At 72.3% G+C, this 24,327-nt stretch carries 25 protein-coding genes; 7 read left to right on the top strand and 18 right to left on the bottom strand.

Going from position 1 to position 24,327, the window contains the following annotated elements; translation table 11 throughout:
* Positions 1-120 precede the first annotated feature (120 nt).
* The 5 genes from AB0B57_RS29685 to nadD all read right to left on the bottom strand — a co-directional run bounded on the left by AB0B57_RS29685 (position 121) and on the right by nadD (position 3,577).
* Positions 121-897, bottom strand: a complete 777-nt coding sequence (locus AB0B57_RS29685) for an SDR family oxidoreductase (RefSeq protein WP_357077035.1) — start codon at positions 895-897, stop codon at positions 121-123.
* 3 nt (positions 898-900) lie between these two features.
* Complete coding sequence (locus AB0B57_RS29680) at positions 901-1,755, bottom strand: DegV family protein (protein WP_357077032.1); 855 nt, start codon at positions 1,753-1,755, stop codon at positions 901-903.
* A 48-nt stretch (positions 1,756-1,803) separates the two neighbouring features.
* Complete coding sequence (locus tag AB0B57_RS29675) at positions 1,804-2,463, bottom strand: histidine phosphatase family protein (RefSeq protein WP_357077029.1); 660 nt, start codon at positions 2,461-2,463, stop codon at positions 1,804-1,806.
* Complete coding sequence (gene rsfS / locus AB0B57_RS29670; RefSeq protein ID WP_357077026.1) at positions 2,460-2,870, bottom strand: ribosome silencing factor; 411 nt, start codon at positions 2,868-2,870, stop codon at positions 2,460-2,462. The genes AB0B57_RS29675 and rsfS overlap by 4 nt, the downstream gene beginning before the upstream one ends.
* A gap of 110 nt (positions 2,871-2,980) precedes the next feature.
* Positions 2,981-3,577, bottom strand: coding sequence for a nicotinate-nucleotide adenylyltransferase (gene nadD / locus AB0B57_RS29665; RefSeq protein WP_357077023.1), 597 nt, complete (start codon positions 3,575-3,577; stop codon positions 2,981-2,983).
* A gap of 316 nt (positions 3,578-3,893) precedes the next feature.
* On the opposite strand from nadD, the gene AB0B57_RS29660 reads away from it, so the two are divergent.
* On the top strand, positions 3,894-4,589 hold the full coding sequence (locus AB0B57_RS29660) for a PadR family transcriptional regulator (RefSeq protein WP_357077020.1): 696 nt from the start codon (positions 3,894-3,896) through the stop codon (positions 4,587-4,589).
* A 152-nt stretch (positions 4,590-4,741) separates the two neighbouring features.
* Entirely contained in the window at positions 4,742-5,956 is a 1,215-nt protein-coding gene (locus AB0B57_RS29655; RefSeq protein ID WP_357077017.1) for an NAD(P)/FAD-dependent oxidoreductase, read from the top strand.
* 99 nt (positions 5,957-6,055) lie between these two features.
* On the opposite strand, the gene pepN is transcribed toward AB0B57_RS29655, so the two are convergent.
* The gene (pepN, locus tag AB0B57_RS29650; protein ID WP_357077013.1) at positions 6,056-8,572 is read right to left on the bottom strand and encodes an aminopeptidase N; all 2,517 of its coding nucleotides are present in this window, start codon (positions 8,570-8,572) and stop codon (positions 6,056-6,058) included.
* 69 nt (positions 8,573-8,641) lie between these two features.
* On the opposite strand from pepN, the gene AB0B57_RS29645 reads away from it, so the two are divergent.
* Positions 8,642-8,860: a DUF397 domain-containing protein gene (locus tag AB0B57_RS29645; protein WP_030491749.1), complete on the top strand. Its 219-nt coding sequence runs from the start codon at positions 8,642-8,644 to the stop codon at positions 8,858-8,860.
* A gap of 132 nt (positions 8,861-8,992) precedes the next feature.
* On the opposite strand, the gene AB0B57_RS29640 is transcribed toward AB0B57_RS29645, so the two are convergent.
* The gene (locus AB0B57_RS29640) at positions 8,993-9,382 is read right to left on the bottom strand and encodes a hypothetical protein (RefSeq protein WP_357077009.1); all 390 of its coding nucleotides are present in this window, start codon (positions 9,380-9,382) and stop codon (positions 8,993-8,995) included.
* Positions 9,383-9,529: 147 nt separating this feature from the next.
* Between AB0B57_RS29640 and AB0B57_RS29635 the strand changes: the two genes are divergently transcribed.
* Positions 9,530-10,777, top strand: a complete 1,248-nt coding sequence (locus AB0B57_RS29635) for a cytochrome P450 (protein WP_357077006.1) — start codon at positions 9,530-9,532, stop codon at positions 10,775-10,777.
* Positions 10,778-10,876: 99 nt separating this feature from the next.
* Positions 10,877-11,953: a glycosyltransferase family 2 protein gene (locus AB0B57_RS29630; RefSeq protein WP_357077003.1), complete on the top strand. Its 1,077-nt coding sequence runs from the start codon at positions 10,877-10,879 to the stop codon at positions 11,951-11,953.
* A 104-nt stretch (positions 11,954-12,057) separates the two neighbouring features.
* Here AB0B57_RS29630 and AB0B57_RS29625 read toward each other — a convergent pair whose 3' ends face one another.
* Genes AB0B57_RS29625 through AB0B57_RS29615 form a run of 3 tightly spaced genes read right to left on the bottom strand, consistent with a single transcriptional unit; the run spans position 12,058 to position 14,025 of the window.
* The gene (locus AB0B57_RS29625; protein WP_357077000.1) at positions 12,058-12,708 is read right to left on the bottom strand and encodes a DUF3618 domain-containing protein; all 651 of its coding nucleotides are present in this window, start codon (positions 12,706-12,708) and stop codon (positions 12,058-12,060) included.
* Positions 12,705-13,172, bottom strand: coding sequence for a phage holin family protein (locus AB0B57_RS29620; RefSeq protein ID WP_357076997.1), 468 nt, complete (start codon positions 13,170-13,172; stop codon positions 12,705-12,707). Before AB0B57_RS29620 ends, AB0B57_RS29625 begins: the two co-directional genes overlap by 4 nt.
* A 31-nt stretch (positions 13,173-13,203) precedes the next feature.
* Complete coding sequence (locus AB0B57_RS29615; protein WP_357076994.1) at positions 13,204-14,025, bottom strand: hypothetical protein; 822 nt, start codon at positions 14,023-14,025, stop codon at positions 13,204-13,206.
* Between the two features lie 229 nt (positions 14,026-14,254).
* Here AB0B57_RS29615 and AB0B57_RS29610 point away from each other — a divergent pair, with 229 nt between their 5' ends.
* Together AB0B57_RS29610 and AB0B57_RS29605 are read left to right on the top strand one after the other, a co-directional pair.
* Positions 14,255-14,746 (top strand): DUF4383 domain-containing protein, encoded by a 492-nt coding sequence (locus tag AB0B57_RS29610; protein ID WP_357076992.1) that lies wholly within the window; start codon positions 14,255-14,257, stop codon positions 14,744-14,746.
* A gap of 47 nt (positions 14,747-14,793) precedes the next feature.
* Complete coding sequence (locus tag AB0B57_RS29605) at positions 14,794-15,243, top strand: DUF6766 family protein (RefSeq protein ID WP_357076989.1); 450 nt, start codon at positions 14,794-14,796, stop codon at positions 15,241-15,243.
* Between the two features lie 4 nt (positions 15,244-15,247).
* On the opposite strand, the gene AB0B57_RS29600 is transcribed toward AB0B57_RS29605, so the two are convergent.
* The 8 genes from AB0B57_RS29600 to mycP all read right to left on the bottom strand — a co-directional run bounded on the left by AB0B57_RS29600 (position 15,248) and on the right by mycP (position 24,323).
* Positions 15,248-15,697 carry a GNAT family N-acetyltransferase gene (locus AB0B57_RS29600; protein ID WP_357076986.1) on the bottom strand — a complete coding sequence of 150 codons (450 nt, stop codon included), beginning with the start codon at positions 15,695-15,697 and terminating at the stop codon, positions 15,248-15,250.
* 70 nt (positions 15,698-15,767) lie between these two features.
* Complete coding sequence (gene obgE / locus AB0B57_RS29595; protein ID WP_357076983.1) at positions 15,768-17,246, bottom strand: GTPase ObgE; 1,479 nt, start codon at positions 17,244-17,246, stop codon at positions 15,768-15,770.
* Between the two features lie 97 nt (positions 17,247-17,343).
* Positions 17,344-17,598, bottom strand: a complete 255-nt coding sequence (gene rpmA, locus AB0B57_RS29590; protein ID WP_074313740.1) for a 50S ribosomal protein L27 — start codon at positions 17,596-17,598, stop codon at positions 17,344-17,346.
* Positions 17,599-17,609: 11 nt separating this feature from the next.
* Positions 17,610-17,924, bottom strand: coding sequence for a 50S ribosomal protein L21 (gene rplU, locus AB0B57_RS29585; RefSeq protein WP_007464063.1), 315 nt, complete (start codon positions 17,922-17,924; stop codon positions 17,610-17,612).
* 211 nt (positions 17,925-18,135) lie between these two features.
* On the bottom strand, positions 18,136-18,618 hold the full coding sequence (locus tag AB0B57_RS29580; RefSeq protein ID WP_357076980.1) for a hypothetical protein: 483 nt from the start codon (positions 18,616-18,618) through the stop codon (positions 18,136-18,138).
* Between the two features lie 117 nt (positions 18,619-18,735).
* The gene (locus AB0B57_RS29575; protein ID WP_357076977.1) at positions 18,736-21,804 is read right to left on the bottom strand and encodes an Rne/Rng family ribonuclease; all 3,069 of its coding nucleotides are present in this window, start codon (positions 21,802-21,804) and stop codon (positions 18,736-18,738) included.
* Between the two features lie 131 nt (positions 21,805-21,935).
* Positions 21,936-22,748 (bottom strand): TIGR03936 family radical SAM-associated protein, encoded by an 813-nt coding sequence (locus AB0B57_RS29570; RefSeq protein WP_357076974.1) that lies wholly within the window; start codon positions 22,746-22,748, stop codon positions 21,936-21,938.
* Between the two features lie 147 nt (positions 22,749-22,895).
* A complete protein-coding gene (gene mycP, locus AB0B57_RS29565) occupies positions 22,896-24,323 on the bottom strand; it encodes a type VII secretion-associated serine protease mycosin (protein ID WP_357076971.1) in 1,428 nt (475 codons plus the stop codon).
* Between the last annotated feature and the right edge of the window lie 4 nt (positions 24,324-24,327).

Here is a 24,327-nt window from a genome sequence, read left to right as displayed (position 1 = left end):
GATCCCGCACGAGAGACGCGCACATCGCATCGATCTCGGCGTGGTGGCTGAAGTAGCCAGAACCTCCGGGGGGTAGGCCCATCTGGGGCGCGCACGGAGGCTAACACGGACGATCGGTCGTCAGTGGGCCTCCGGGTCGAGGCCGAGCACGGCTCGTCCCCCGTCCACCGGCAGGATCACCCCGTTGACGAAGCTCGCCGCCGGTGACAGCAGGTACGCGACGGCCTCGGCCACCTCGTCGACCCGCCCGATCCGGCCCACCGGGTGCAGCCGATTCAGCTCGGCGTCGATCCACTGGGCCTGGGTGGGCTCCTGCGCGGCCAGGAACTCGGTGTGCCGCTCGGTGGCGATCGAGCCGAGCGCGACCGCGTTGGCGCGGATGCCGTACTTCCCGTACTCGACGGCAAGTGCCCGGGTCAGACCCTCCACGGCGGCCTTCGCCGTCGCGTACGGCAGGGCACCCGACACGGGCCGGCGGGCCTGGTGCGACGAGACGTTCACGATCGCGCCGCCGGCGGCGCGGGCCAGGAAGCGGCGGACGGCCACCGCGGCGCCCACCACGGCCGGGCGCAGGTTCAGCCCGATCAGGTCCAGCACCGTGTCGGCCGACGCCGAGTGCAGCGCGGCGTCGCGGAACACCGCCGCGTTGTTCACCCAACCGGTCAGGGGCGCCGCGCGTTCGGCCAGCTCGGCGGCGTGCTCGGCCACCCGCTCGTCGGCGGCGTCACCGAACACCGCGACGAGTCGGTCGGCGGCGGGATGCCCGGCCAGCCAGTCGGCGGCGTCGGCGTCGCGCTCCAACACGACGACTGTGGCACCGGTCGCCACCAGGCGTTCCACCACGGCCCGGCCGACACCGCGACCGCCGCCGGTCACCACACACGACGACGTGGACACCGCTCAGTCCTCCGGCCGACGGTGGACGACCACGCAGGCCAGGCCCGGCCCGGCGTGCGCGGCGACGACCGCGCCCGCTTCGGAGACGTACGTGTGGTGCAGCCGGTCACCGAACCGTTCGGTCAGCGCGGTGCGCAGCGCCTCGGCCCGTTGCGGCGCGGCCAGGTGGTGCACCCCGAGGTCCACGTCGTCGTCGCCGGCCGCCTCGACGGCCAGGTCCACGAGGCGGGCCACTCCCCGGCTGGCGGTACGGACCTTCTCGCGCAGCACGATCGCCCCGTCCGGCATGTGCATGATCGGCTTGACGGACAGGGCGGTGCCGAACAGCGCCTCGGCCGCGTTGATCCGGCCACCCCGGCGGAGGAACTCCAACGTGTCGACGTAGAACCAGACGGTGGTGCGGGCGATGGCGGCGAGCGCCGCGTCGCGTACCCCGGCAAGGTCGGCGCCGGCCTCGGCGGCGGTGGCGGCGGCGATGGCCGGAAAGCCCAGCCCCATGCCCGCCGAGCGGCTGTCCACCACCTCGACGCGGCCGTCCAGGTCGGCGGCGGCCAGCCGGGCCGCCTCCACCGTGCCCGACAACGCGGCGGAGAGGTGCACCGAGACGATCCCGTCGGCGCCGGTGTCGAGCAACTGACGGTACGTCCGCGCGAACTGCTCGGGTGCCGGCCGGGAGGTGGTCGCCGAGACCCGGCGGGCGCTCAGTGCCAGGGTCGCGTCGGCCGGCTGGGTCTCCACCCCCTCCAGCCCTTCCGCGCCGTTGAGCACGACGGTCAACGGGACGACGGTCAGCCGGTGCGCCTGCACCAGCTCGGGCGGAAGGTAGGCGGTGGAGTCGATGACAACCGCGACGGGCATGCCCGGCACGCTAGCCGATCGAGGCCTCGAACGCCGAGGCGCGAGCGCTCAGATCGCTTCGACGGCGACCGGGGCGGTGACCAGGCCGACGTTGTGCGCCCGCAACTGCCAGCCACTGACGTCCTGTGGGCGCCCGACGGTCGGCGCGCGGTCGTCGTGCCGCAGCTCGCTCCAGTGGCAGTTGGCCAGCGAACCGATGGTGCGCAGCACTGTGGTGTCCCAGCCGAGCAGACGACCGATGCCCTGCCGGGAGCCGCCACCGTGAGTGGCGATCACCACGGTGCCGCCGGGAGCCGCTTCCGCTGCCTCCCGCAGGGCGGCAGCGACCCGCTCGCCGAGATCGTGCAAGGGTTCGAGATCGGCGCCCGGGTCGGGGTCGCCGGCCCGCCACCGCGCGTACTCCTCCGGGAAACGCTCGGCGACCTCGGTGAGGTGCAGGCCCTGCCACTGGCCGAAGTGCCGCTCGCGCAGCCGGGCGTCGGTGCGAACCGGAAGCCCGGTCAGCGCGGCGAGCGCCGCGGCGGTCTCCGCAGCGCGGCTCAGGTCGCTGGCCACGATCGCGTCGGGCCGCAGCGCCGCGAGCAGCGGGGCGGCGGCGCGGGCCTGGTCGCGACCCAGCTCGTTGAGGGGTACGTCGGTCTGCCCCTGGACGCGGTTGGCGGCGTTCCAGTCGGTGTTGCCGTGCCGCCAGACGATCAGTCGGGTCATTCGGCGGCGGCGGACGACCCGCTGGCGTCGGCCTCGACCAGGTCGCGGTCGACGAACGGGATGGTGGGGCAGTCCTTCCAGAGGCGGTCGAGCCCGTAGAACTCGCGCTCCTCGGTGTGCTGGACGTGCACCACGATGTCGACGTAGTCGAGCAGCACCCAGCGGCCACCACGCTCGCCCTCACGCCGCACCGGCTTGGCCTTGTCCGGCAGCTCCAGCAGGCTCTCCTCGATCGCGTCCACGATGGCCAGCACCTGGCGCTCGTTGGGGGCGGCGGCGAGCACGAACGCGTCGGTGATGGCGAGCTGGTCGCCGACGTCGATGATCGTGATGTCCTGCGCCTTCTTGTCGGCGGCGGCCTGGGCGGCCGCGATTGCCAGCTCGTGAGCGCGTTCGGAAACTGTCACCGTTCTCCTTCGATCAAGCGTGCGATCCTCCAAGCGTCTCATACCCGGCGACGCCCCGACCGTGCAGTTCTGGTCGGTTAAATACACAAACCAGCCGGAATCCGGCGCGGTCAGCCGTGATAGAGGCTTCGCTTGGCGATGTACTGCACCACACCGTCGGGCACCAAATACCAGACGGGCTCGCCCCGGGCGACCCGGGCGCGGCAGTCCGTCGACGAGATGGACATCGCGGGCACCTGGATCAGGCTGACAGTGTCCGCCGGGAGGTGCTTGTCGGTCAGCGGGAAACCGGGCCGCGTCACCCCGATGAAGTGGGCCAGCTCGAAGATCTCGTCCAGATCCTTCCAGGACAGGATGCGCTGCAGGGCGTCCGCGCCGGTGATGAAGAACAACTGCACCTTGGGGCCGTACTCCGCCTGGAGGTCGCGCAGGGTGTCGACGGTGTAGGTCGGCCCACGGCGGTCGATGTCGACCCGGCTGACCTGGAAGCGCGGGTTGGAGGCGGTGGCGATGACAGTCATCAGGTAACGGTCCTCGGCCGGGCTGACCGGTTCGTCGGCCTTCTGCCACGGCTGCCCGGTCGGAACGAAGACCACCTCGTCCAGGCCGAACCGGTCCGCCACCTCACTGGCCGCGACGAGGTGACCGTGGTGGATCGGGTCGAAGGTGCCACCCATGATCCCGATCCGCCGGATATCTTCCTCCACCCGATGATCGTAGGCCGACCGTCGGGACCGACCACCCCGGCCCGGCTAAGCGCCCAGGCGAGCACCCCACCCCGACCCCGGCGGGACACCGCGACATGCCGGAACGGCGCACGCTGGCAGCGATGGTCAACTCGCCTTTCGGGAAATCGGTGCGTCAAACCGGTCAGGACACCGCGACTTCAAGGAAACCGAGTCGATCAAGGCGCGCGGGATCGCGGAGCGCGCGGGATCGCGGAGCGCGCGGGATCGCGACGGGTTACTCGTGTGCATATACTTGCGGACGAGTAATTGGAAGCGAGCGAGTCTGGAGGGCATCGTGCCGAAGCGGCGCAAGGTCGGCAATCTGCTCGCGTTGGCCGTGCTGTCCGCGCTTGTCCAACGGCCGATGCACCCGTACGAGATCGCCACCGCACTGCGGGCCTGGGGCAAGGACCAGGACATGGAGTTCAAGTGGGGCTCCTTCTACACGGTGATCCGCAACCTGGAGAAGCACCGCCTGATCGACGCGGTGGAGAGCGTCCGCGAGGGCCGGCGCCCGGAACGCACCGTCTACCGGATCACCGACGCGGGGCGCGCCGAGCTGGTCGACTGGGCCCGCGAGCTGGTCTCCACCCCGATGCCGGAGCATCCCCGCTTCCGCGCCGGGTTGTCCGTCCTCGCCGCGCTGCATCCTGACGAGGCCACCGACCTGCTTCGTCAGCGGCTCGACCTGCTCGAAGACGCGCTCCGGCGGGACCGCGAGACGCTCGACGCCCACCTGCGGGAGATCCCGCGGCTGTTCCTGGTCGAGTCGGAGTACGACCTTGCCCTGCGGGAGGCGGAGGCGGCCTGGCTGCGTGCCCTGCTCGCCGAGCTGACCTCGGGCAGCTATCCGGGGCTGGACACCTGGCGGGCCTTCCACGAGACCGGCGAGATGCCCGCGGAGCTGACCGGGTTGGCCGAGAGAACCACCACCCCGAGAGCCAACACCGAACCCACCCATCCGACAGCCAGCAACCGGGAAGCCGGCTGAAGACGGCTCCGGCGGGGTGCGCCAACACCCCGCCGGAGCCCTTACCCCGAACCGATGCCTGGGAAGGCGCCCGGCCCGAAGCGGCAACCAGAGGATAACCGGGCTCCCTCCCAGGTCGGTCGCACGCGACCACACACCCCAGGGAGAAGAGCATGACCACGGTACGAACCGCGATCGTCATCGGCGGCGGTATCGCCGGACCGGTGACCGCACTCGCACTGCGCCGCGCCGGCATTACGGCGACCGTCCACGAGGCGTACCCGGCGACCGCCAGCGGAGTTGGCGGCATCGGCGGCACCCTCGCGCTCGCGCCCAACGGCGTGGCGGCCCTGCGTACGATCGGCGCGGACGAGGCGGTGACGGCGACCGCCACCCCGATCACGCGCACCGTCATGGCGGTCGGCCGACGCCGCATCGACCTGCCCACGCTGACCGGGGTGCGCCCGCTGCACGTGGTGCACCGCGCCGAGCTGCACCGGGCGCTGCACGATCAGGCGGTCGCCGAGGGGGTCGGCTTCGCGTACGGCAAGCGGCTCATCGACGCCGAGCAGACGAAGAGCGGCGTGACCGCCCACTTCGAGGATGGCAGCACCGCCACCGCCGACGTCCTGATCGGTGCCGACGGCATCCGGTCGACGGTTCGTGGCCTCATCGATCCGGCCGCGCCCGGTCCCCGGTTCACCGGCCTGCTCGGCTTCGAGGCGGTGGCCCGGCACGACGTGGACGCGGAGCCGGGCACGATGACGTTCGCGTTCGGGCGCCGCGGCTACTACCTCTACTGGCCGGAGCCGGGCGGTGGCACCCGGTGGGGGGCCAACCTGCCGTACCAGCGGCCGGTGAGTCTGGTCGAGGCCCGCACGGTGCCGTCGGCGCAGTGGTTGGCCACGCTACGCGGCACCTACGGCGACGACGACCCGGGCCGGGAGCTGGTGGCGACAAGCACCGCCGACGAACTCCAGGTGGTGGGAGCGTTGCAGATCATGCCACCGGTGCCGCACTGGCACCGGGGTCGGATGGTGCTGGTCGGCGACGCGGCCCACGCACCGTCGAACAGCTCCGGGCAGGGCGCGTCGCTGGCCATCGAGAGCGCGGTCCAGCTCGCCCGCTGCCTGCGTGACCTACCGGACGTGGCGTCGGCGTTCGCCGCGTTCGAGCGGCTGCGCCGCGCCCGGGTGGAGAAGGTCGCCGCCCGCGCGGCGCGGATCAACCACACGAAGGCGCCGGGGCCGGTGGGCCGGACGCTGCTGCCTCTGCTGATGCCCCTGCTGGTGCGCACCGCGATGGACCCGGAGAAGACGATCGCCCACGAGCAGCGGTACGTCATCGACTGGGACGCGCCGGTCACGGCGGAGTTCGCGGCGCGCTGAGCTACGGGTGCGGGGTGGCAGTTGCTGATCGACTCGGGGTCCGGGAAATCGGGGTGTCAACCCGTCCCGGACCCCGCGATATTCGTCAGGTCGAGGGGACTACGCCGCGGCGGCGGCCACCGCTGTCCGGGCGACAAGCGCGCGGCGCAGGTCGTCGTCGGCGTCGGTGACCACCCGGCGCAGGCCGGGGGTCAGGTCGTCGCGGGCCAGCAGCGCCGCGGCCGCCTCCCGGGTCGGCTGCGCCACGGCGTAGCGGGGAAACGCCAGCTTCGCGACCCGATCGGCCGTCCACGGGGTACGCCGGCGGGCGGCGGCCGGCATGTCCGTGAAGTACCGCTCGACGTACGCGGCGGTCAGCTCGGCCTGCTCGGGTTGCCAGAACCCCTCGGCCGTCGCTTCCAACAGGCGGTTGGACAGCTCGGTGTCCCGCACGATGATCTCCCAGGCCGCCTGCTTCGCGGCCGGGTCGGGCAGGGCGGCCCGGCAGCGGGCGGCCCGTTCGGCACCCGTGGAGCTGTTGTCGGCTGCCGCCTCGACGGCGATTTCCGCCTCGCCGGCGGCACCCAGCACCACCAACCGGCGCAGCACCGCCCAGCGCAGCTCCGCGTCGACCCGCAGCCCGGCCGGCACGTCCCGGCCGGCGAGCCAACCGACGAGCAGGTCCGCGTCGGTGGTCGCGGTGATCCACCCCCGCGCGGCGGCCAACTGCAACGACTCCCCCGCCGGCGCGCCGTCGAGCAACCGCTGGCACGCCTCGGCGACCCGGGCCAGCGCCGCGGACCGGGTCAGCGGGTCGAGGTAACGGTCCACCAACGACCGGCTGAGGGTGAGCACGTCCTCCGCGATGATCACCTCGGTCTCGGTGGGCAGCGCGGCGGCCATCAGATCGACCACGCCGCTGACCGGCCGCTCCCCGTCTGTCGCGGCGTCCAGTGCCTCGCCCCAGAGGATCGCCCGGGTGAGCGGGTCGGCCAAGCCGGGCAGCATCCGCGCGACGGCCTCCGCCGACGCCGGGTCGAGGCGCACCTTGGCGAAGGTCAGGTCACCGTCGTTGAGCAGCAACAACTGGGCAGCCGGAGTGCCCGCCAGGGCCCCCAACACGGTCCGGCCGCCGTCGGCCGCGGGGTCGATGTCGACGTCGTCGCGGCGCACGGTGCCGTCCACCGAGTAGCGGCCCACGCCGATCCGGTGCGGGCGCAGCACCGGGTGGGACTCCGGCGCGGTCTGCACCACGGCCACGTCGGAGTAGCGGCCGTCGGTGTCGACGGTGACCTCGGCGCGCAGCGTGTTGACCTGCGGCTGGCGCAACCACACCTCGGCCCAGCCGGACAGGTCCCGGCCACTGGCGGTGGAGAGGCTGACCAGCAGGTCGGCGAGCGTGGCGTTGCCGAAGCGGTGCTCGGCGAAGTGCGCGTTCAGGCCGGCGAGGAACGCCTCGTCGCCGAGCCACGCGACAAGCTGCCGTAGCACGCTGGCGCCCTTGGCGTACGAGATGCCGTCGAAGTTGAGCAGGCCCTCGTCGGCGTCGGCGACCTCCTCCGGGGCGACCGGGTGGGTGGAGGGGCGCTGGTCGGCCGCGTACCCCCAGGCCTTGCGGCGCATCGCGAAGGTCGTCCAGGCCTGGCCGAAGCGGGTCGCCTCGGCGGTGACCCGGGTGCCGAGGTATTCCGCGAAGGACTCGTTCAACCACAGGTCGTCCCACCAGCGCATGGTGACCAGGTCACCGAACCACATGTGCGCCATCTCGTGGGCGATGGTGGTGGCCCGCTGCTCGCGCTCGGTGTCGGTGACCGCCGAGCGGAACACGTAGTCGTCGCGGAAGGTGACGATGCCCGGGTTTTCCATGGCGCCGGCGTTGAACTCCGGCACGAACGCCTGGTCGTACTTGCCGAACGGGTAGCGCTCGGTGAAGAGTTGGTGGAACCGGTCCAGGCACTGCCGGGTGATGGTGAAGATCTCCTCGGCGTCGGCATCCAGGTGCTCGGCGAGCGACCGGCGGCAGTAGATGCCCAGTGGCACGCCGTCGTGCTCGGCCCGCCGCACGTGGTACGGCCCGGCGATCAGCGAGAAGAAGTATGTGGCCAGCGGCGCGCTCGGGGCGAACTCCCAGCGACCCGGTGCCGGAGTGGCAGCCACCTCGGCGTTGCTGGAGACCGTCCACTCTGGTGGGGCGGTCACCGAGAGGACGACGGGAGCCTTGAGGTCGGGCTGGTCGAACGCGGCGAAGATGCGTTGCACGTTGTCGAGGAAGCTCACCGCGTAGAGGTATGTCTCGCCGTCGGCCGGGTCGACGAAGCGGTGCATCCCCTCCCCCGCGTTGGAATACGCCATCTCCGCCTCGACGACGAGGGTGTTCTCCTCGGCCAGGTCGGCGAGCGGCAGCCGGTTGTCGGCCAACAGGGCGGGGTCGAGGTCGCGGTCGTTGAGGCGTACCGCCAGCAGTTTCGCCGGCTTGACCTCGGCGAAGGTCGCGGTGTCGGTGGCCGCCCGGAAGCGGATCGCGACGCGGGAGCGGAACAGCTCCGCGCCGCCGGTCAGGTCGAGGTCCACCTGATAGGACTCGACAGTAATCGCCGCGCCACGCGCGGTCGCCTCTACACGGGTCAGGCTCGGCATCCGCTTATCCTGCCCGATGGGGATCGACACTCGGTCACCACACGACCCTCGGCACTGGAGGAAAGAACCATGGCGCAGCACCCCAAGGGCGACTTCGACCTCTCTCGGGCGGTCTGGCAGCGGGCCGAAGGGGACACCTCTGACAGCGCCGTCGAGGTCGCTTTCGTCGACGACCTGATCGGCATGCGCAACTCGGCCGAGCCCGAGGGGCCGGTGTTGGTCTTCACCCAGGCGGAGTGGGACGCGTTCGTCGCCGGCGCCCAGGACGGCGAATTCGATCTGGACTGATCGCCGGCGCGGTGTCGCCGTGCCGGTGTCGGTAATCCGGGCACCGGCACGGCGACACCTGTTGTGGTCGGGTGTGCCGCTCGCCGTCGTCGCCCACGCCGATGACGGTCGGTGCGCCGCGGCGAGCAGCGGTCACCCATCGCCGTCACCCCAGCCGAGACCGCCGGGACCCGGGGCGTGGTGGAAGCCCGGATGATCGGCCACGTCGACGCAGCGCTCGCCGTCCGGGCCGACCGCCCCGCAGAACAGCCGCACGGCCCGCTGCCAGGCATCGGCCGGCGACAGGGCCGCCGCCCCGAGCGCCACCTCCGGGCGGAGCAGCGTCAATGCCTCCGCGTACGCCACGGCCAGCTCGCGGGCGTCGGCCGCGTCCGGTGCGGTGAAGCCCAGGTGCACGGTGAAGAACCGGTGTGGTCGGGCCGGCCGTCGGGGCGGCCCGATCAGTGACCGCTCGTCGCGGCCCGTGCCCGGTGCCCCGGCCGCTCGCCCCTGCCGCCAGTGCGGCGATCTGTTGTCGCGCATCCGCCCTCCCCGTGGTTGCCCCACCAGCAGCAAACCAGGTTCCGCCGCTCCTGGGAGGGGCCAGCCGGCGCGGGGATTCAGCGGCGGCGACGGGGGTAGACGCAGCCGGCCGGGGTGACCGGCCGCACCCGCGTGTGAGGAGACCTGATGGCGACCATGCCGGCCGACCGCAGCCCGGACAGCACCCTGGCGTTGCTCCGCGCCGGCTACCGGTTCATCGGTGCACGCTGCGAGCGGTACGGCAGCGACGTCTTCCAGACCCGGATCCTGCTCGCACCGACGATCTGCCTGCGCGGCCGGCCGGCGGCGGTGTTGTTCTACGACAACGAGCGCTTCCAACGGTCGACCGCGATGCCGCTACGGGTGCAGCGGACCCTCACCGGTCGACGTGGCGTGCAGGGGCTGGACGGGGCGGAGCACGCCGACCGCAAGGCCATGTTCATGTCGATCATGACGCCGACCGCCATCCGGCAGCTCGGTCGGCTCTTCGACGACGAGTGGCAGGCGCGGATCCCCGCCTGGGAGGCCGGCGGGCCGCTGCCGCTCTACGACGAGCTGGGCCGCCTGTTGACCCGGGTGGTCTGCGCCTGGGCCGGGGTGCCGCTGCCCACGGCACAGGTCGAGCGGCGCGCCGTCGAGCTGCACGCCATGATCGAGGCTCCGGCGGTGGTCGGCCTCCGACACTGGCGGGGGCGACTCGCCCGTGGCCGTACCGAACGCCGGCTCGCCGACCTGATCGAACGGACCCGGGTCGGTCTCTTCCCGGCGCCGCCCGGCAGTGCCCTGGCGGTGATCGCCGAGCACCGGGACCGGCAGGGCCGGCTCCTCCCCCGCCGGGTCGCGGCGGTGGAGCTGCTCAACGTGCTGCGGCCGGTGGTGGCCGTGGACCAGTACATCGCGTTCGCGGCGCTCGCCCTGCACGACCATCCGGGCTGGCGGGAACGGGTGCGCGGCGACGACGAGGCCACCGAGAACTTCGTCCAGGAAGTACGCCGCTACTACCCGTTCTTCCCGATCGCGGCGGCCCGGGTCCGGCGTTCCTTCGACTGGCAGGGCCACCACTTTCCCCGGGGGCGACGGGTGCTGCTCGACCTGTACGGCACCAACCACCACCCGGCCCTCTGGCCGGAACCGGAGTTGTTCCGCCCGGAGCGGTTCGCCGGCCGACACGTGGACCCGTTCGAGTTGATCCCGCAGGGCGGCGGTGAGCACTGGGCGGGGCACCGTTGCGCGGGCGAGTGGATCACCATCGACCTGATGAAACGGGCGGTGGCCAACCTGACCGGCACCATGCGCTACGACGTACCCATCCAGGACCTGGCCCTGGACCTGCACCGGATGCCGGCGTTGCCGCCCCTCGGTCTGACCCTCACCAACGTCCGGCGCACCGCCTGACCTGCGCCCGCGTCTCCGACCATCGGTTTGACCAGCGCGGATGTGGGCAGGTGCGGCTCAGCCGTCGGTGCGCAGCGGTCCTGCGAAGGAGGCACAGCGATGTCCCTGTTCAGCCCAGCTGGTGACGCCCGGCGCGCCGCAGGCCGGGCGGGCGTCGACCGCGCCGGCACGTCGCCGGTCCACCTGCCGATGACGTACGTGCTGCCGCTGCGCTGGCACGCCGACAGCGGTCTGGCCGAGTTGACCGGTTACCTGCGGTGGCTGGCCGAACGGGTCGAGGTGATCGTGGTCGACGGCTCCGCACCGGACCTGTTCGCGCGGCACGCCGACGCCTGGCGGGGGCTGGTCCGGCAGCTCCCGCCCGACCCCGGCGAGCGTGGGCTCAACGGCAAGGTGATCGGCGTACGCACCGGCGTCCGCGCGGCGGGCCACGAGCACGTGGTGATCGCCGACGACGACGTCCGGTACGACGAGGCCGGCCTGACCGCAGTGCACCGGCTGCTGGGCCGGGTCGATCTGGTACGACCGCAGAACTACTTCGACCCGCTGCCCTGGCACGCCTGGTGGGACACCGGCCGGACGCTGCTCAACCGGGCACTCGGGGACGACTACCCGGGCACCCTCGCGGTGCGGCGCGGCACCTTCCTCGCCATGGGCGGGTACGACCCGGACGTGCTCTTCGAGAACCTGGAGCTGATCCGTACCGTGCGCGGGTACGGCGGCGTCGAGGCCAGGCCAGCCTGGTTGTACGTCCGCCGGCTACCACCGGACGCGGCGCACTTCCGTGGCCAACGGGTCCGCCAGGCGTACGACGACCTGGCCCAGCCGGCTCGCCTGCTGACCGCGCTCGCGGTCCTGCCGGGGCTGGCGGCGGCGGTCGCGTCGCGTCGGCTCCGGCTGCTGCTCGGCGCGGCGGCCGGGGTGGTCGCCCTGGCCGAGGCGGGTCGTCGTCGCGCCGGCGGTGACCGGGTGTTCCCGCCGACCACGGCCCTGGCGGCCCCACTCTGGCTGCTGGAGCGCGGGGTGTGCGGCTGGCTGGCGGTGGCCCAGCGGTTCCTGCGCGGCGGCGTCCGCTACGGCGACACCCACATCCGCCGAGCCGCCAACCCCGCCCCACACCACCCCCTGACCCGCGCGATCTTGCACTTTCGGTCACGACAAGACAGCCCTCAATAGAACGAACCCCCGACCGAAACTGCACGATCGGCGGGGGTGGGGGCGACAGCTCGCGGGCACCGGGATGGTGGCCGCGAGCTGTCGCCGGGGTGCGGCGGGTGGGGTCAGGGGCTGACCTGGTGTCGGGCCTGCTGGGCCTGGTCCTTGACGTCGGACGCGGCCGACCTGGTGTCGTCCCTGACCGCGTGCACGGCGTCCTGAGCGGTGGACCGCACCGACTGGGCGGCCTGCTGGGCGGGCTCGCGCAGCTCCTCCTTGAGCTCGTTGGCCATCTCCCCCAGCTTCTCCTTCACCGCGCCACTGTGCTCGCCGACCCGCTCCTTGAGCTGCGTCGCGGCCTGCTGCTCCCGGCGGGAGGCCGGGATCAGCGACGACGCCAGCCAGCCGACGCCGAACGCGATCAGACCGGCGGCGAGTGGGTTGCCCTGGGACTTCTGCCGGATCACCCGCGGCGCGCTGTGTGCGGCGTCGCTGACGGAGGTCGCCGCCGAGTGCGCGGCGTCGCTGACGCTGGAGGCCGCCGACGAGGCGCGGTCACCCACCGAGTGGGCGGCCTGGCCGGTGCCGTGGCCGAGGTCAGACGCGGTTCCCATGACCTTGTCCCTCACATTCTGCAGAGCGGAACGGGCCCGCTGCTTGCGGTCGTCAACGATGCGGCTCGGGCTGACCTTGTACGCCAGCGCGTCCACATCGGAGCTGAGACTGTTACGGGTGGCTTCGATCTCCCGGCGGATCTGATCGGGATCGGTGCTCATCGGGTGACTCCCTCCGGATGCGGCTTGAGCGCGTCGGGGATCCGCTGCACGCTGTCGTTCGTCTGCTTGAGCCCGCGTACGTGCTGGGCGTTCTTCTTGGCCATGGAGTAGAGGACGGCGGCGACCGCGGCCCAGATGACGGCCACGATCAGCGCGGCCAGACCGGAGTCCATGACGTTGTCCAGGAACTGCCACACGGCGATGGACACGAAGAGCGCCACCATGTAGCCGCCGAAGCCGGCACCGCCGAAGAGCCCGGCGGCCTTGCCGGCCTTCTTGCCCTCCTGACGGATCTCGGCCTTGGCCAGCTCGACCTCCTGGCGCATCAGCGTCGACAGGTCACTTGTCACCTGACGCATCAGCTCACCGATGGAGCTGCCCTTCACCTCCGCCGCCGTGTGCGGGGCACCCGCGTCGGGGTGGTAACCGGAGCCCAGGCCGGGCCCCTGCGTCGGCATGCTCATGCCGTCGCCTCCCTTCGGACGAGTCGGCGGCTCACGGGCGGGTGCTGCCGCTGGACGGCACGCCCGGCAGCGGGTCGGTCTGCTGCACCGGCGGCAGCGGCTGCCCGGTGCCGGAGTGCTCCGGGTAGCCGCCCCCGTTGGGGTCGGCGTGGCTGCCGGGCGTCGGGTCCGCGTAGCCACCGGACGTCGGCGCGGTGTGCGTGCCGGGGGTCGGGTCGAGGTAGCCGCCCGGCGGAACGGCGTCCGGCACCGCGCGGGGTGCCGGCGGCTGCGTCGGGATCACCGCGGTCTGCTCCGGGTCGTACGCCCCGGCACCCCGGTAGGTCGAGGTGCCGTTGCCGGAGTCGTCGCCGGCAGCGGAGATGCCCCGGGTGAGCCGGCCGGCCAACACGCCGAGAACGGCCGCGCCGACCAGGAAGGTGCCCGGGTTGCGCCGCGCGTAGTCGCGTACCTCGGTGAGCAGGTCGCCCGGTTCGCGCTGCTCGAGCCAGCCGGCGACGCCGTGCACCCGGTCGGCGGCCTGGCGGGCCAGCTCGGTCACCGGACCGGCCTGGCCACCCTGCTCGGCCATCGAGCGCATCTCGTCGGCCAGCGACCGCAGCCCACCGGCCGCCCGGCGCTGCTGCTCACCGGTCTGGCTGGCGAGCTGGGTGCGGGCCTCGCCGTACAGGTTGCGCGCCTGCCGGGCGGCCTCACGGCCGACCTCGGTGCCCTGCTCCTTGGCGGTCTGGGCGACCGCGCCGCCGGCCTGCGCGGCCTCGGTGCCGACCTGGCGGGCCTGGTCACGGACGCCGCCGCCGTTCGTCGACTCCGGCCCGTACGTGGAAGACGTGGGTGAAAGATCGTAAGACATGATTTCCCTTCCGCTCAGAAAGTCGTCGCGGTTGTGCTGGGGGATGCGGTGGTGTTGCTCCAGCCGCTCACCGAATCCCTACCCTGCGTTTCGGCTTCCATACCTCTTCGTGCATTTCTCTGCGGGAGCGACCGGATCGACTTCAAAATGGAGGATCGTCGGGCTGCGTCACGTCGCCGCTGCGGACAGTGCGGTTCGCGAGGCTGGCAGATCCACGAAGGGGGCAGCGATGGCACGAGGCGTGCGAGGTGGCCGACCGGCGGCCCCCCGACCCCGGGTGCGGGTGGCCGCGCTGGTCGTGGCCGGGGTCTTCCTGCTGATCGGCATCCTCGGCTTCGTACCCGGCGTCACCACCGACTACGGGGAGCTGAGATTCGCCGGGCACCACTCGGACGCGCGGCTGCTCGGGCTGTTCCAGGTGTCGATCCTGCACAACGCGGTGCACCTGCTGTTCGGATTGGCCGGCCTGGTGCTGGCCCGCAGCGTCGGCGGGGCCCGCGTGTTCCTGGCCGGCGGCGGCGCGATCTACCTCGGCCTCTGGCTGTACGGCCTGGGCATCGAGGCCGTCGACGCCGAGAGCGGGGCGAACATCCTGCCGGTCAACGACGCCGACAACTGGCTGCACCTCGCACTCGGCTTCGGCATGCTCGCGCTCGGGCTGCTGCTGTCCAACCAGGCGGGCACCGGCGGGCGCCTGGACAACCCGGCCGACCGGCACTGACCTGGAGATTTGGGGTTTCGCGGTCGCGCGCACCGGAGTTCCTCCAGATGGGCGGGTACGTGCTGCTCACCGCGCACCTGGTGCAGCGGGGCTCGGCCGAGTCGAAGCCGGTGGACCAGACCGACCGGCCGGAGGACGACGAGCGGCGGGCGACCCCGCAGTCACCCTGGCCGGTGCGCGTCGGCGGCCTGCCCCTGGCGATCTACCGCAACAGCCTCTCCCTCGCGCTGCTGCTGATCTTCGCCGGTTCGTTCGTCGGTCACCTGTTCGGCGGCACCGCGGCATACAACCAGGAGCAGGCGCTGCAGAGCGGAGCGCCACCGATCGGCGTGTGGGAGTTCCTCGGCACCAGCGACTTCTGGTTCCAGTCCATGCAGAACTGGCAGAGCGAGTTCCTCGCCGTCGGAGCGCTGACCCTGCTGAGCATCGTCCTGCGCCAGCACGCCTCGCCCGAGTCGAAGCCGGTGACCGTCACGCACGCCACCACCGGCGCCTGAGCGGTCAGGCCGCGACCGGCAGTCGCTTGGCGAAACAGATGCTGTACGGGTTGCCCACGTACTCGCCGTAGACCGGGATCTGGTGGTAGCCACAGGACGTGTACAGCGCGATCGCCGCCGGCAGGTAGGTGCCCGTCTCCAGGCAGACCACCGAGTGCCCCTGCCGGAACGCGCACTCCTCCAGCGCGGCCAGCAGTTGCCGGGCGATGCCCCGCCCCCGGTACGCGGGCCGGACGTACATCCGCTTGACCTCGCCGGTCTCGGCATCGATCGGCTGGAGCCCGCCACAGGCGACCGCCCGACCGTTCACCACCGCCGCCAGGTAGCGGACGTCGTCGTGCGGGACGAAGACCTGCCCGTCCAACCCGCCATCGGCCGCGAGCAGCTCCCGCTGCTGGGCGATGACCAGGGCGGCGATCTCCGGATCGGTGGCGGGCCGAGACTCGATCAACATCACCCCACGCTAGGACTGGCGGATTTCGCGGAGGTTTCCGGAAATCAACCCGATCACGGAGCGCAACGGACTACTCGGCGTCGTCCTCGTCGCCGTCATCGTCGTCGTCGAGGTCGTCGGACGAGTCCGCACCCACCTCGTCCGCCGACCGCACCCGGCGGGCCTTGCGGGCAGCGAGCCGGTCCGCCGCGGAGAGCCGGTTCGACTTCTCCTCCAGGCGGACGTCGGTGCCCCGGTTGCCGGGCACGAAATCGACGCCGGCGTAGAGCGTCGGTTGCCAGTCGAACTCGCGCTCACCGATCCGGACCAGGTCACCGGGCTCCGCACCGGCCTTGGCCAGCTTGTCCTCCACGCCGAGCCGGGCCAGCCGGTCGGCGAGGTAGCCGACCGCCTCGTCGTTGTCGAAGTTGGTCTGCTTGACCCAGCGCTCCGGCCGGACACCACGAACGGTGAACGAGCCGTCCGCCTCGGCCGTGATGGTGAAGCCGTCGTCGTCCACCGCGATCGGACGGATCACGATCCGCGTCGGCTCCGCCGGCGGCGCGGCCTTGCGTTCCGCCTCGACCAGCTCGGCCATCGCGTAGGTGAGCTCCTTGAGCCCCTCGCGGGTGGCCGCGGAGACCTCGAACACCCGGTAGCCGCGCTCCTCCAGGTCGGGGCGCACGATCTCGGCGAGGTCCCGCCCGTCCGGTACGTCGACCTTGTTCACGGCCACCAGCCGGGGGCGGTCGGCCAGCCCGCCGTACTGGCTCAGCTCGGCCTCGATGGCGTCGATGTCGGCCACCGGGTCGCGGCCGGGCTCCAGGGTCGCCGAGTCGATGACGTGCACCAGCACCGCGCAGCGCTCGATGTGCCGCAGGAACTCCAGGCCCAGCCCCTTGCCGTTGGCCGCGCCGGGGATCAGACCCGGCACGTCGGCGACGGTGAAGGTGTGGTTGTCCATCCGGACCACGCCCAGGTTGGGCACGAGGGTGGTGAACGGGTAGTCGGCGATCTTCGGCTTCGCGGCGGAGATCACCGAGATCAGCGACGACTTGCCGGCCGACGGGAAGCCCACCAGGCCCACGTCGGCGACGCTCTTCAGCTCCAGCACGATGTCCAACTGGTCACCGGGCTCACCCAGCTCGGCGAAGCCCGGCGCCTTGCGCTTGGCGTTGGCCAGCGACGCGTTGCCCCGCCCGCCGCGCCCGCCCCGGGCCACCTCGAAGGTGGTGCCGGCGCCGACCATGTCCGCCAGCACGGTGCCGTCGGTGGTCTGCACCACGGTGCCGTTGGGCACCTTCAGCAGGAGGGTGCGGCCGTTGGCCCCGTCCCGGTTCGACCCGGCGCCGCCCTTGCCGTTGTCGGCCTTGACGTGCGGGTGGAAGTGGAAGTCGAGCAGGGTGGTGACCTGCGGGTCGACCACCAGGGACACGCTGCCGCCGTGCCCGCCGTTACCGCCGTCCGGCCCGCCGAAGGGCTTGAACTTCTCGCGGTGGATCGAGACACAGCCGTGCCCGCCATCGCCGGCCTGCAGATGCAGAACGACCCGGTCAACGAACGTTGCCACGGCGTCAATCCTTCCAGCGAGGTCCGACCCCGCACTGCGTGAAAAAGGCTAAGCGGGCCGGGACCCGGAGGTCCGCGGCCCGCTTGAGCGAAGAGAACTACTGCTGCGGAACGATGCTGACGGTCTTACGACCGCGCTTGGTGCCGAAGAGGACCGCACCGGCGGACAGCGCGAACAGCGTGTCGTCGCCGCCACGGCCGACCAGGTCACCGGGGTGGAACTTGGTGCCACGCTGCCGGATGAGGATCTCACCGGCGCTGACGACCTGACCACCGAAGCGCTTCACGCCAAGTCGCTGGGCCGCGGAGTCACGACCGTTACGCGAGCTGGACGCACCCTTTTTGTGAGCCATTGGAGGACGACCTACTTCCCGCTGGAGATGCCGGTCACCTTGACCTGGGTCAACGGCTGGCGGTGACCCTGGCGCTTGTGGTAGCCGGTCTTGTTCTTGAACTTGTGGATCCGGATCTTCGGGCCCTTGGTGTGCGCGGCGATTTCGCCGGACACCGCGACCTCGGCAAGCTTCGCCGCGTCGGTCACCAGGTCGTCACCGTCGACGAGGAGCACCGCGGTGAGCTTCACCGCGTCACCGGGGGCACCGGTGAGCTTCTCGACCTCGATCACGTCGCCCTCGGCGACCTTGTACTGCTTGCCGCCGGTCTTGACGATCGCGTACATCGGAGGCGGACTCCCTGTCGTTGAGGCTGCTGGCGGTCGTCCCCGCGGCGGCTCGCCGGGTAGCAGTGCACGGCGGCGCGGGCACACGGGAACTCGGCACACCAAAGGTGGGCCGCAGGCAAGAGTACGCCATCGCCGACCCGGACCCCAAACCGGCCCACCGTAGGGCCTGTTTCATCAGGACTGGCCGGCCTGATGAAACAGGCCCTGGTCAGCGTGCGCAGAGCTGATCGAGGCGCTGCTGGAGCCTGTCAAGCTCGGTCTCGTCGATCGACTCGACGTCGGCACCGAGCGCGGCGACCTCGGTGCCGAGGTCGGTGAGCAGAGTCTTGAGCTGCGGATCGGTGGCCCGCTCCGACTGCTTGCGCAGCTCGGTCCGCCAGCCGGCAAGCGCCGCCTCGGCCCGTCCGCGAGCGGCCTCGGCCGTGCCGTTGTCCCCGGCCCCGATCGCCGCGACCATCTGGCCCAGCTCCGCCACGTACGTCCGGACGGCGGTGGTGCTGGCCTGCTGGGCGGCGGCGCAGACCTCCGTGGCGCCCCCCGCCGCGCCACCACTGGCCGGTAGGGCGGACGGGTCACCGGCGCTTTCGGTGGCCACACCGGTCGGCCCGACGCCCACGGGCCGGTCGGTGTCACACCCCGCCGCGCCCAAGAGCACGGTGACCAGTGCGGTGACGGCAAGCAGACGACGCATCTTCTTCTCCTGACCCGGGACGGCCGATTCTGGGCCGGGGTGGCAGCGCCGGCAAGGTCCCTCCCCCGTCACTTTGCCGGGGAAGGGACCTCGTCAAACACGTGGCCGGTCAGGCGGTCAGGGGCGGGTCCGCCGGCGGGCGCCACCCCGGCGGGAACGGCGGCGGCCGGCACCACCCTCGGCGGTGTCCTCGTCGCCCTCACCGTCGGCGAGCGCGTCCGGGTCGTCCGCCGCGGCGAGCCGAGCCGACTCCCCCTGCTGGCTGTCGGAGATCGCCGGTGCGGCGGCGGTGTCCGACTCGTAGCGCGACAGGTCGTAGCCCATCGTGTCCTGGTAGTCGGCGTCCGGTTCGGCGCTGGTCTCGATGTCGGTGTCGGTGTCGACGACCTCGACCGCGACCCGCTCGACCGGGGCGTTCTTGCGTGCCCGGCGCCGGGACGAGGCGGTGCCCTGCTCGGCAGCCGGGGCGGCGGCCACCGACGAGGCGACGGCCTTGACCTTCTCCCCGGCACCGGCGGGACGGGCCTTCTCCGGCACCGGCTCGGTGTGCATGATCACACCCCGACCCTTGCAGCACTCGCAGGTCTCGCTGAACGCCTCCAGCAGACCCGCGCCGATCCGCTTACGGGTCATCTGCACCAGACCGAGCGAGGTGATCTCGGTGACCTGGTGCTTGGTGCGGTCACGGCCCAGGCACTCGGTGAGTCGGCGCAGCACCAGCTCGCGGTTCGACTCAAGCACCATGTCGATGAAGTCGATCACCACGATGCCGCCGATGTCCCGCAACCGGAGCTGACGGACGATCTCCTCCGCCGCCTCCAGGTTGTTGCGGGTGACGGTCTCCTCCAGGTTGCCCCCGGAGCCGGTGTACTTGCCGGTGTTGACGTCCACCACCGTCATCGCCTCGGTACGGTCGATCACCAGCGAGCCGCCGGAGGGCAGGAAGACCTTGCGGTCCAGGCCCTTGATGATCTGCTCGTCGATCCGGTACTCGGCGAAGACGTCGCTCGTGCCGACGTGCCGACGCACCCGGTCGACCAGATCCGGGGAGACGTGCGACAGGTACGACTCGACGATGTCGTACGACTGCTCGCCCTCGATCACCAGCTCGCGGAAGTCCTCGTTGAACAGGTCCCGAACCACCCGGATGACCAGGTCCGGCTCTCCGTAGAGCAGCGCCGGGGCGCCACCCTCGGCGGCCTTGGCCTGAATGTCCTCCCACTGCGCCTGGAGCCGCTTGACGTCACGGGCCAGCTCGTCCTCGGTGGCACCCTCGGCGGCCGTCCGGACGATCACGCCCGCGCCGTCCGGGACCAGCTTCTTGAGGACGTCCCGCAGCCGCTTGCGCTCGTTGTCCGGCAGCTTGCGGCTGATCCCGGACGCGTTGCCGTTGGGCACGTAGACCAGGTGCCGGCCGGAGAGCGCGATGTGGCTGGTCAGCCGCGCGCCCTTGTGCCCGATCGGGTCCTTGGTGACCTGGACCAGCACCGAGTCGCCGGAGCGCAGCGCCTGCTCGATCGAGCGGGCCCGCCCCTCCAGACCGGAGGTGTCCCAGTTGACCTCGCCGGCGTACAGCACCGCGTTGCGGCCCCGGCCGACGTCGACGAACGCCGCCTCCATGCTGGGCAGCACGTTCTGCACCTTGCCCAGGTACACGTTGCCGGCCATCGTGCCGGAGGAGTTGCGGGTGACGTAGTGCTCGACCAGCACCCCGTCCTCCAGGACGGCGATCTGGGTGCGGTCACCGCGTTGGCGAACCGCCATCACCCGGTCGACCGCCTCCCGGCGCGCCAGGAACTCCGACTCGCTGAGGATCGGCGGCCGCGTACGCCGCTGCTCCCGACCGTCGCGGCGGCGCTGACGCTTGGCCTCCAACCGGGTCGAACCGGACACGCCCTGCACCTCGTCGACGGTCCGACGCGGCTCGCGGATCTTGACCACGGTCGGTACGCCGTCGTCGGCGGCACCCTCCGTGTCGCCCGCGCCCCGGCGGCGACGACGCCGGCGGCGACGGGTCAGGCCGTCACCGCCCTCGGACTCCTCGTCCTCGTCTCCCTCGGCCTCGACCTCGGCGGTCTCCTCCTCGTCGGCCTGCGCGGCCTCCTCGGAATCCTCGTCCTCGGCGTCGTCGGCCCCGCCCTTGCCCCGACCCCGACCCCGGCGACCACGCCGGCGGCGACGGCGCGCGGCGGCGCTGTCCTCGTCGTCCTCATCCGCCTCGGCGGCCTCATCGGCCTCCTCGGTCGGCTCCTCCTCGGCCTCGATCGCCTCGACCGGCTCCACCGGCTCGGCCTCGCGGCGACCACGCCGACGGCGGCGGGACGGCTCCGCGGCCTCCTCCACCGTCGGCTCCTCGGCGACGGGAGCGGGCTCGACCGGCCGGGTCACCGGCACGGCGTCCGGCTGGGGTGCCATGAACAGCACGGTGGGCGCGGAGAGGGCGGCCCGCCGACGCCGCGTACGCGGCTGCTCCGGCTCGACCTCGGCCGGCTCGTTCGCCTCAGCTGTCACACCGGAAACGGCGACACCTGGTGACACCTCCCCGGAGCTGGTCCAGGGCGACCCGGGGGCGGTCGCGGTCGGGGTGTCGTTCAGCTCGGCCTCGGCCTCGCGCAGATCGGACTCCGCCGGCTCCTCGGCGACGACCGGCTCCTCGGCAACCGGCTCCTCGACGACGACCGGCTCCTCGACGACCGGCTCCTCGATCGCGGGCGGCTCCTCGACGGCGGCCGGGGTGGCCTTCTTGCGCCGGGTACGGGTCACCTTCACCGGTGGCACCACGTCGGCCGAGGCCGCCTCCGCGGAGGCGGCCACGAGCGGCTCCTCGGCGGTCGTCTCGACCGGGGTGGCCTTGCGGCGGCGCCGGGGGGTTTTGGGGGCGACGTCCTGGTCGCCGGAGATCGGGGCGAAGACCTCCGCCTGCGGCGACTCGGCACTGCCGGTCTCGCCGGTGGACGCCTCAGCCGGCGCGTCGGTCTGCTCCGGCTGGCTCAGCGGGGCGGCGCGCCGGCGGGTCGACCGGGTGCGTCGTGCCGGCGCGGCGGGCTCGGCGCTCTCCGCGCCACCCGGGTCCACCGACGCCGAACCGACAGCGGTGGCGCCGTCGGCCGTGGTGCTCTGGTCGGCGGTTTCCCCGGCCGGCTGTGAACCGGTCCGTTCGCCGCCCTCGGGCTCGTTCTCGAGCATGGACGTTCTCCAGTTCTGGCTGCCCCGGGCGCGGGTGAGCGCTGCCACGCAGGGTCGCCGCAAAAGTGTTTCCGCCGGGCGCGCGTGGTGCGCGACCGCCGAAGTCTGCCTGCCAGAGCACGGACCGTCGGTCAGTGCCCAACGATGGCTGCCCCGTCGCGGTCCGCATCCAACGGATCCACGATCGCTCCCTGCGCGGTCAACGTGCCCTGAGCCAGCCGGGTCACCCTCGGCGAAACCGGCGGCTCCAGGTCGGCCACCACGCGGAGGCCGGAAAGGACGTCATCGGGCCGTACGGACGGGGTGACCTGCCGCACGACCAGTTCGAGTATCGCACACGGTACGGCCGGCGCCCCGGAAGGCGTCGGCGTTGGCACTATGACATCGACTGATATCACTGCGGCGCGGGCGTCGAAGGTGCGCCGGCCCTGCTTGGTCATCCGCTCGACCAGCACCTCGTCCGCCGCGAGGAAGGCGTCCACCGCGCCGCGGAGCACAGCGGTCTCCACCTCGGGCAACTCGATGTGCCAGTGCGACGCCTCGATCCGGTCCGGCAGGTTGCCGCTCTCGGCGATCACGGCGTCCAACACGTCCAGCCCCGGCGAGAGCGCGGCGTCCAACGCGGCCCGCAGTTGCTCCGGGTCGACCGCCGCCTGGAGAGCGATCTCCAGGTACTCCGCCTCGCTCGCCACCCCGGTGGGCGCGGCACTGGCGTAGGAGATCTTCGGGTGCGGGTGGAAACCCTGGGAGAAGGCGACCGGTACGGCGGCCCGGCGCAGCGCGCGCTCGAACGCCCGGGCGAAGTCCCGGTGCGAGGTGAACCGCAGCGGTCCGCGCTTGGCGTACCGGATGCGGACGCGCTGGACGACCGGTGCCTGGCCGCCCTCGGGTTGAGGCTTTCTGGCGATCGTGGGCTCCTCGGGTGGACCTGCGTGTCCAACCATCCTGGCGCAGGGCCCGTGCCGGTCCGCAGCCGGGGCGGTCGTCCCGCCCCGGCGAACCGGCCCAAACCGGTCAACACCGCGACGTTCACCTGCCGGAACGCCGATGGCCGCCGGGCGACCCGAAGGTCATCCGGCCGGCCACCATGATCAGGACCGGTTGCCGCTCCCCGCTGGGGGCGGCGGCGGTGGTGCCCCTCCCGGCGGGCCGTAACCCGGCGGCGCGTGGCCGGACGGTGGCGGGTATCCGCCGCTGGGCGGGGCGTACCCCGGGGGTGGCGGGTAACCGGACGGCGGTGCGTAACCAGCCCCGGGTGGGGGGTAACCGGCGCCCGGTGGCCCGTATCCGCCGGGAGGCTCCTGGTCGAGCAGGTGGTCCGGGACGTTGGCCGCCAGGGCCGCCTCGCGGCGGTACCGGCGTCGGTTCCAGATCAGGAACACCGTCAGCCCCAACAGCAGCACCACCACCACGGCAACACCGATGACGACCACCATGACCTGCTGGTCCGTGGGGCCACCGCGGTCGCCGTGCTGGGTGACGTCAAACTCCTCGGCCGCGTCGGCGGTCCGGGTCGGCGCCGGGTCGGCGGTCGCGGCGGTCGGGGCGAGCAGCGGGTTCGCGGTGACCGGCGGCACGTTCGCGCTCAGTGCGGCCACCGGGTCGATCAGACCGAAGCCGTACTGCGGGTCACGGCCGGCGGGACCGGAGTCCCGGGCGGTACGGATGATCCGGTTGATCACGTTGGCGGCGTCGAGGTTCGGGTACTTCGACCGGACCAACGCGGCCAGACCGGAGACGATCGCCGTGGAGTCGGAGGTGCCGTCACCCCAGCCGTAGCCCTTGTCCCGGCCGGCGTTGTAGATGTCATCGCCGGGTGCGGCGACCACCGCCTCCGGACCCTGGACCGAGCCGGACCAGAACCTGCCGCCCCGGGTCGTCCCGGTCACGGCGATCACGCCGGGGACGTTGGCGGGAGTATCGACCTTGACGCTGCCCTTGGCGGTGTTGCCGGCGGCCACCACCACGACGACGTCGCGCTCCAGGGCGTACCGGAGGGCGCTCTCCTCCTCGGGGGTGACGGCCGACGGCTTGCCCAGCGAAATGTTGATCACCTTGGCGCCGCCGTCGACGGCCATCCGGATGCCGAGGCTGACCGCCGCCTCGTCGTAACCCACATCGCCGGACACGTCCAGCTTGATGGGCATGATCTTGGCACCCGGGGCGACGCCCTCGACGCCGTCGGAGGTGGCGTTCGTCGACGCGATGATGCCGGCCATGTGCGTGCCGTGCCCCTGCGCGTCGGTCTGGCCGTCTCCGCTGCCGCCGTCACTGCGGCCACCGGGGAGCACCTGGCCCCTCAGCTCCGGATGGTTGGCGTCCACGCCGCTGTCGATCACGGCCACGACCACGCCCCGCCCGGTGGACAGCCCGTGCGCCTGCTCGATCCGCAGCTCGTCCACATACCACTGCTCGGCCCGCCGGGGCGCGGCGACCGCCGGTTGGGCGGCCCCCACCACCAGGAGCCCCGCCAGCAGGCAGGCCGCGGCCGGCCGGAGCGCTGCGACGTTCACCCTCATCCGT

The sequence above is a fragment of the Micromonospora sp. NPDC049101 genome, from assembly GCF_040648675.1.
Lineage (GTDB): Bacteria > Actinomycetota > Actinomycetes > Mycobacteriales > Micromonosporaceae > Micromonospora.
This window is presented reverse-complemented; position numbering and strand designations above follow the sequence as displayed.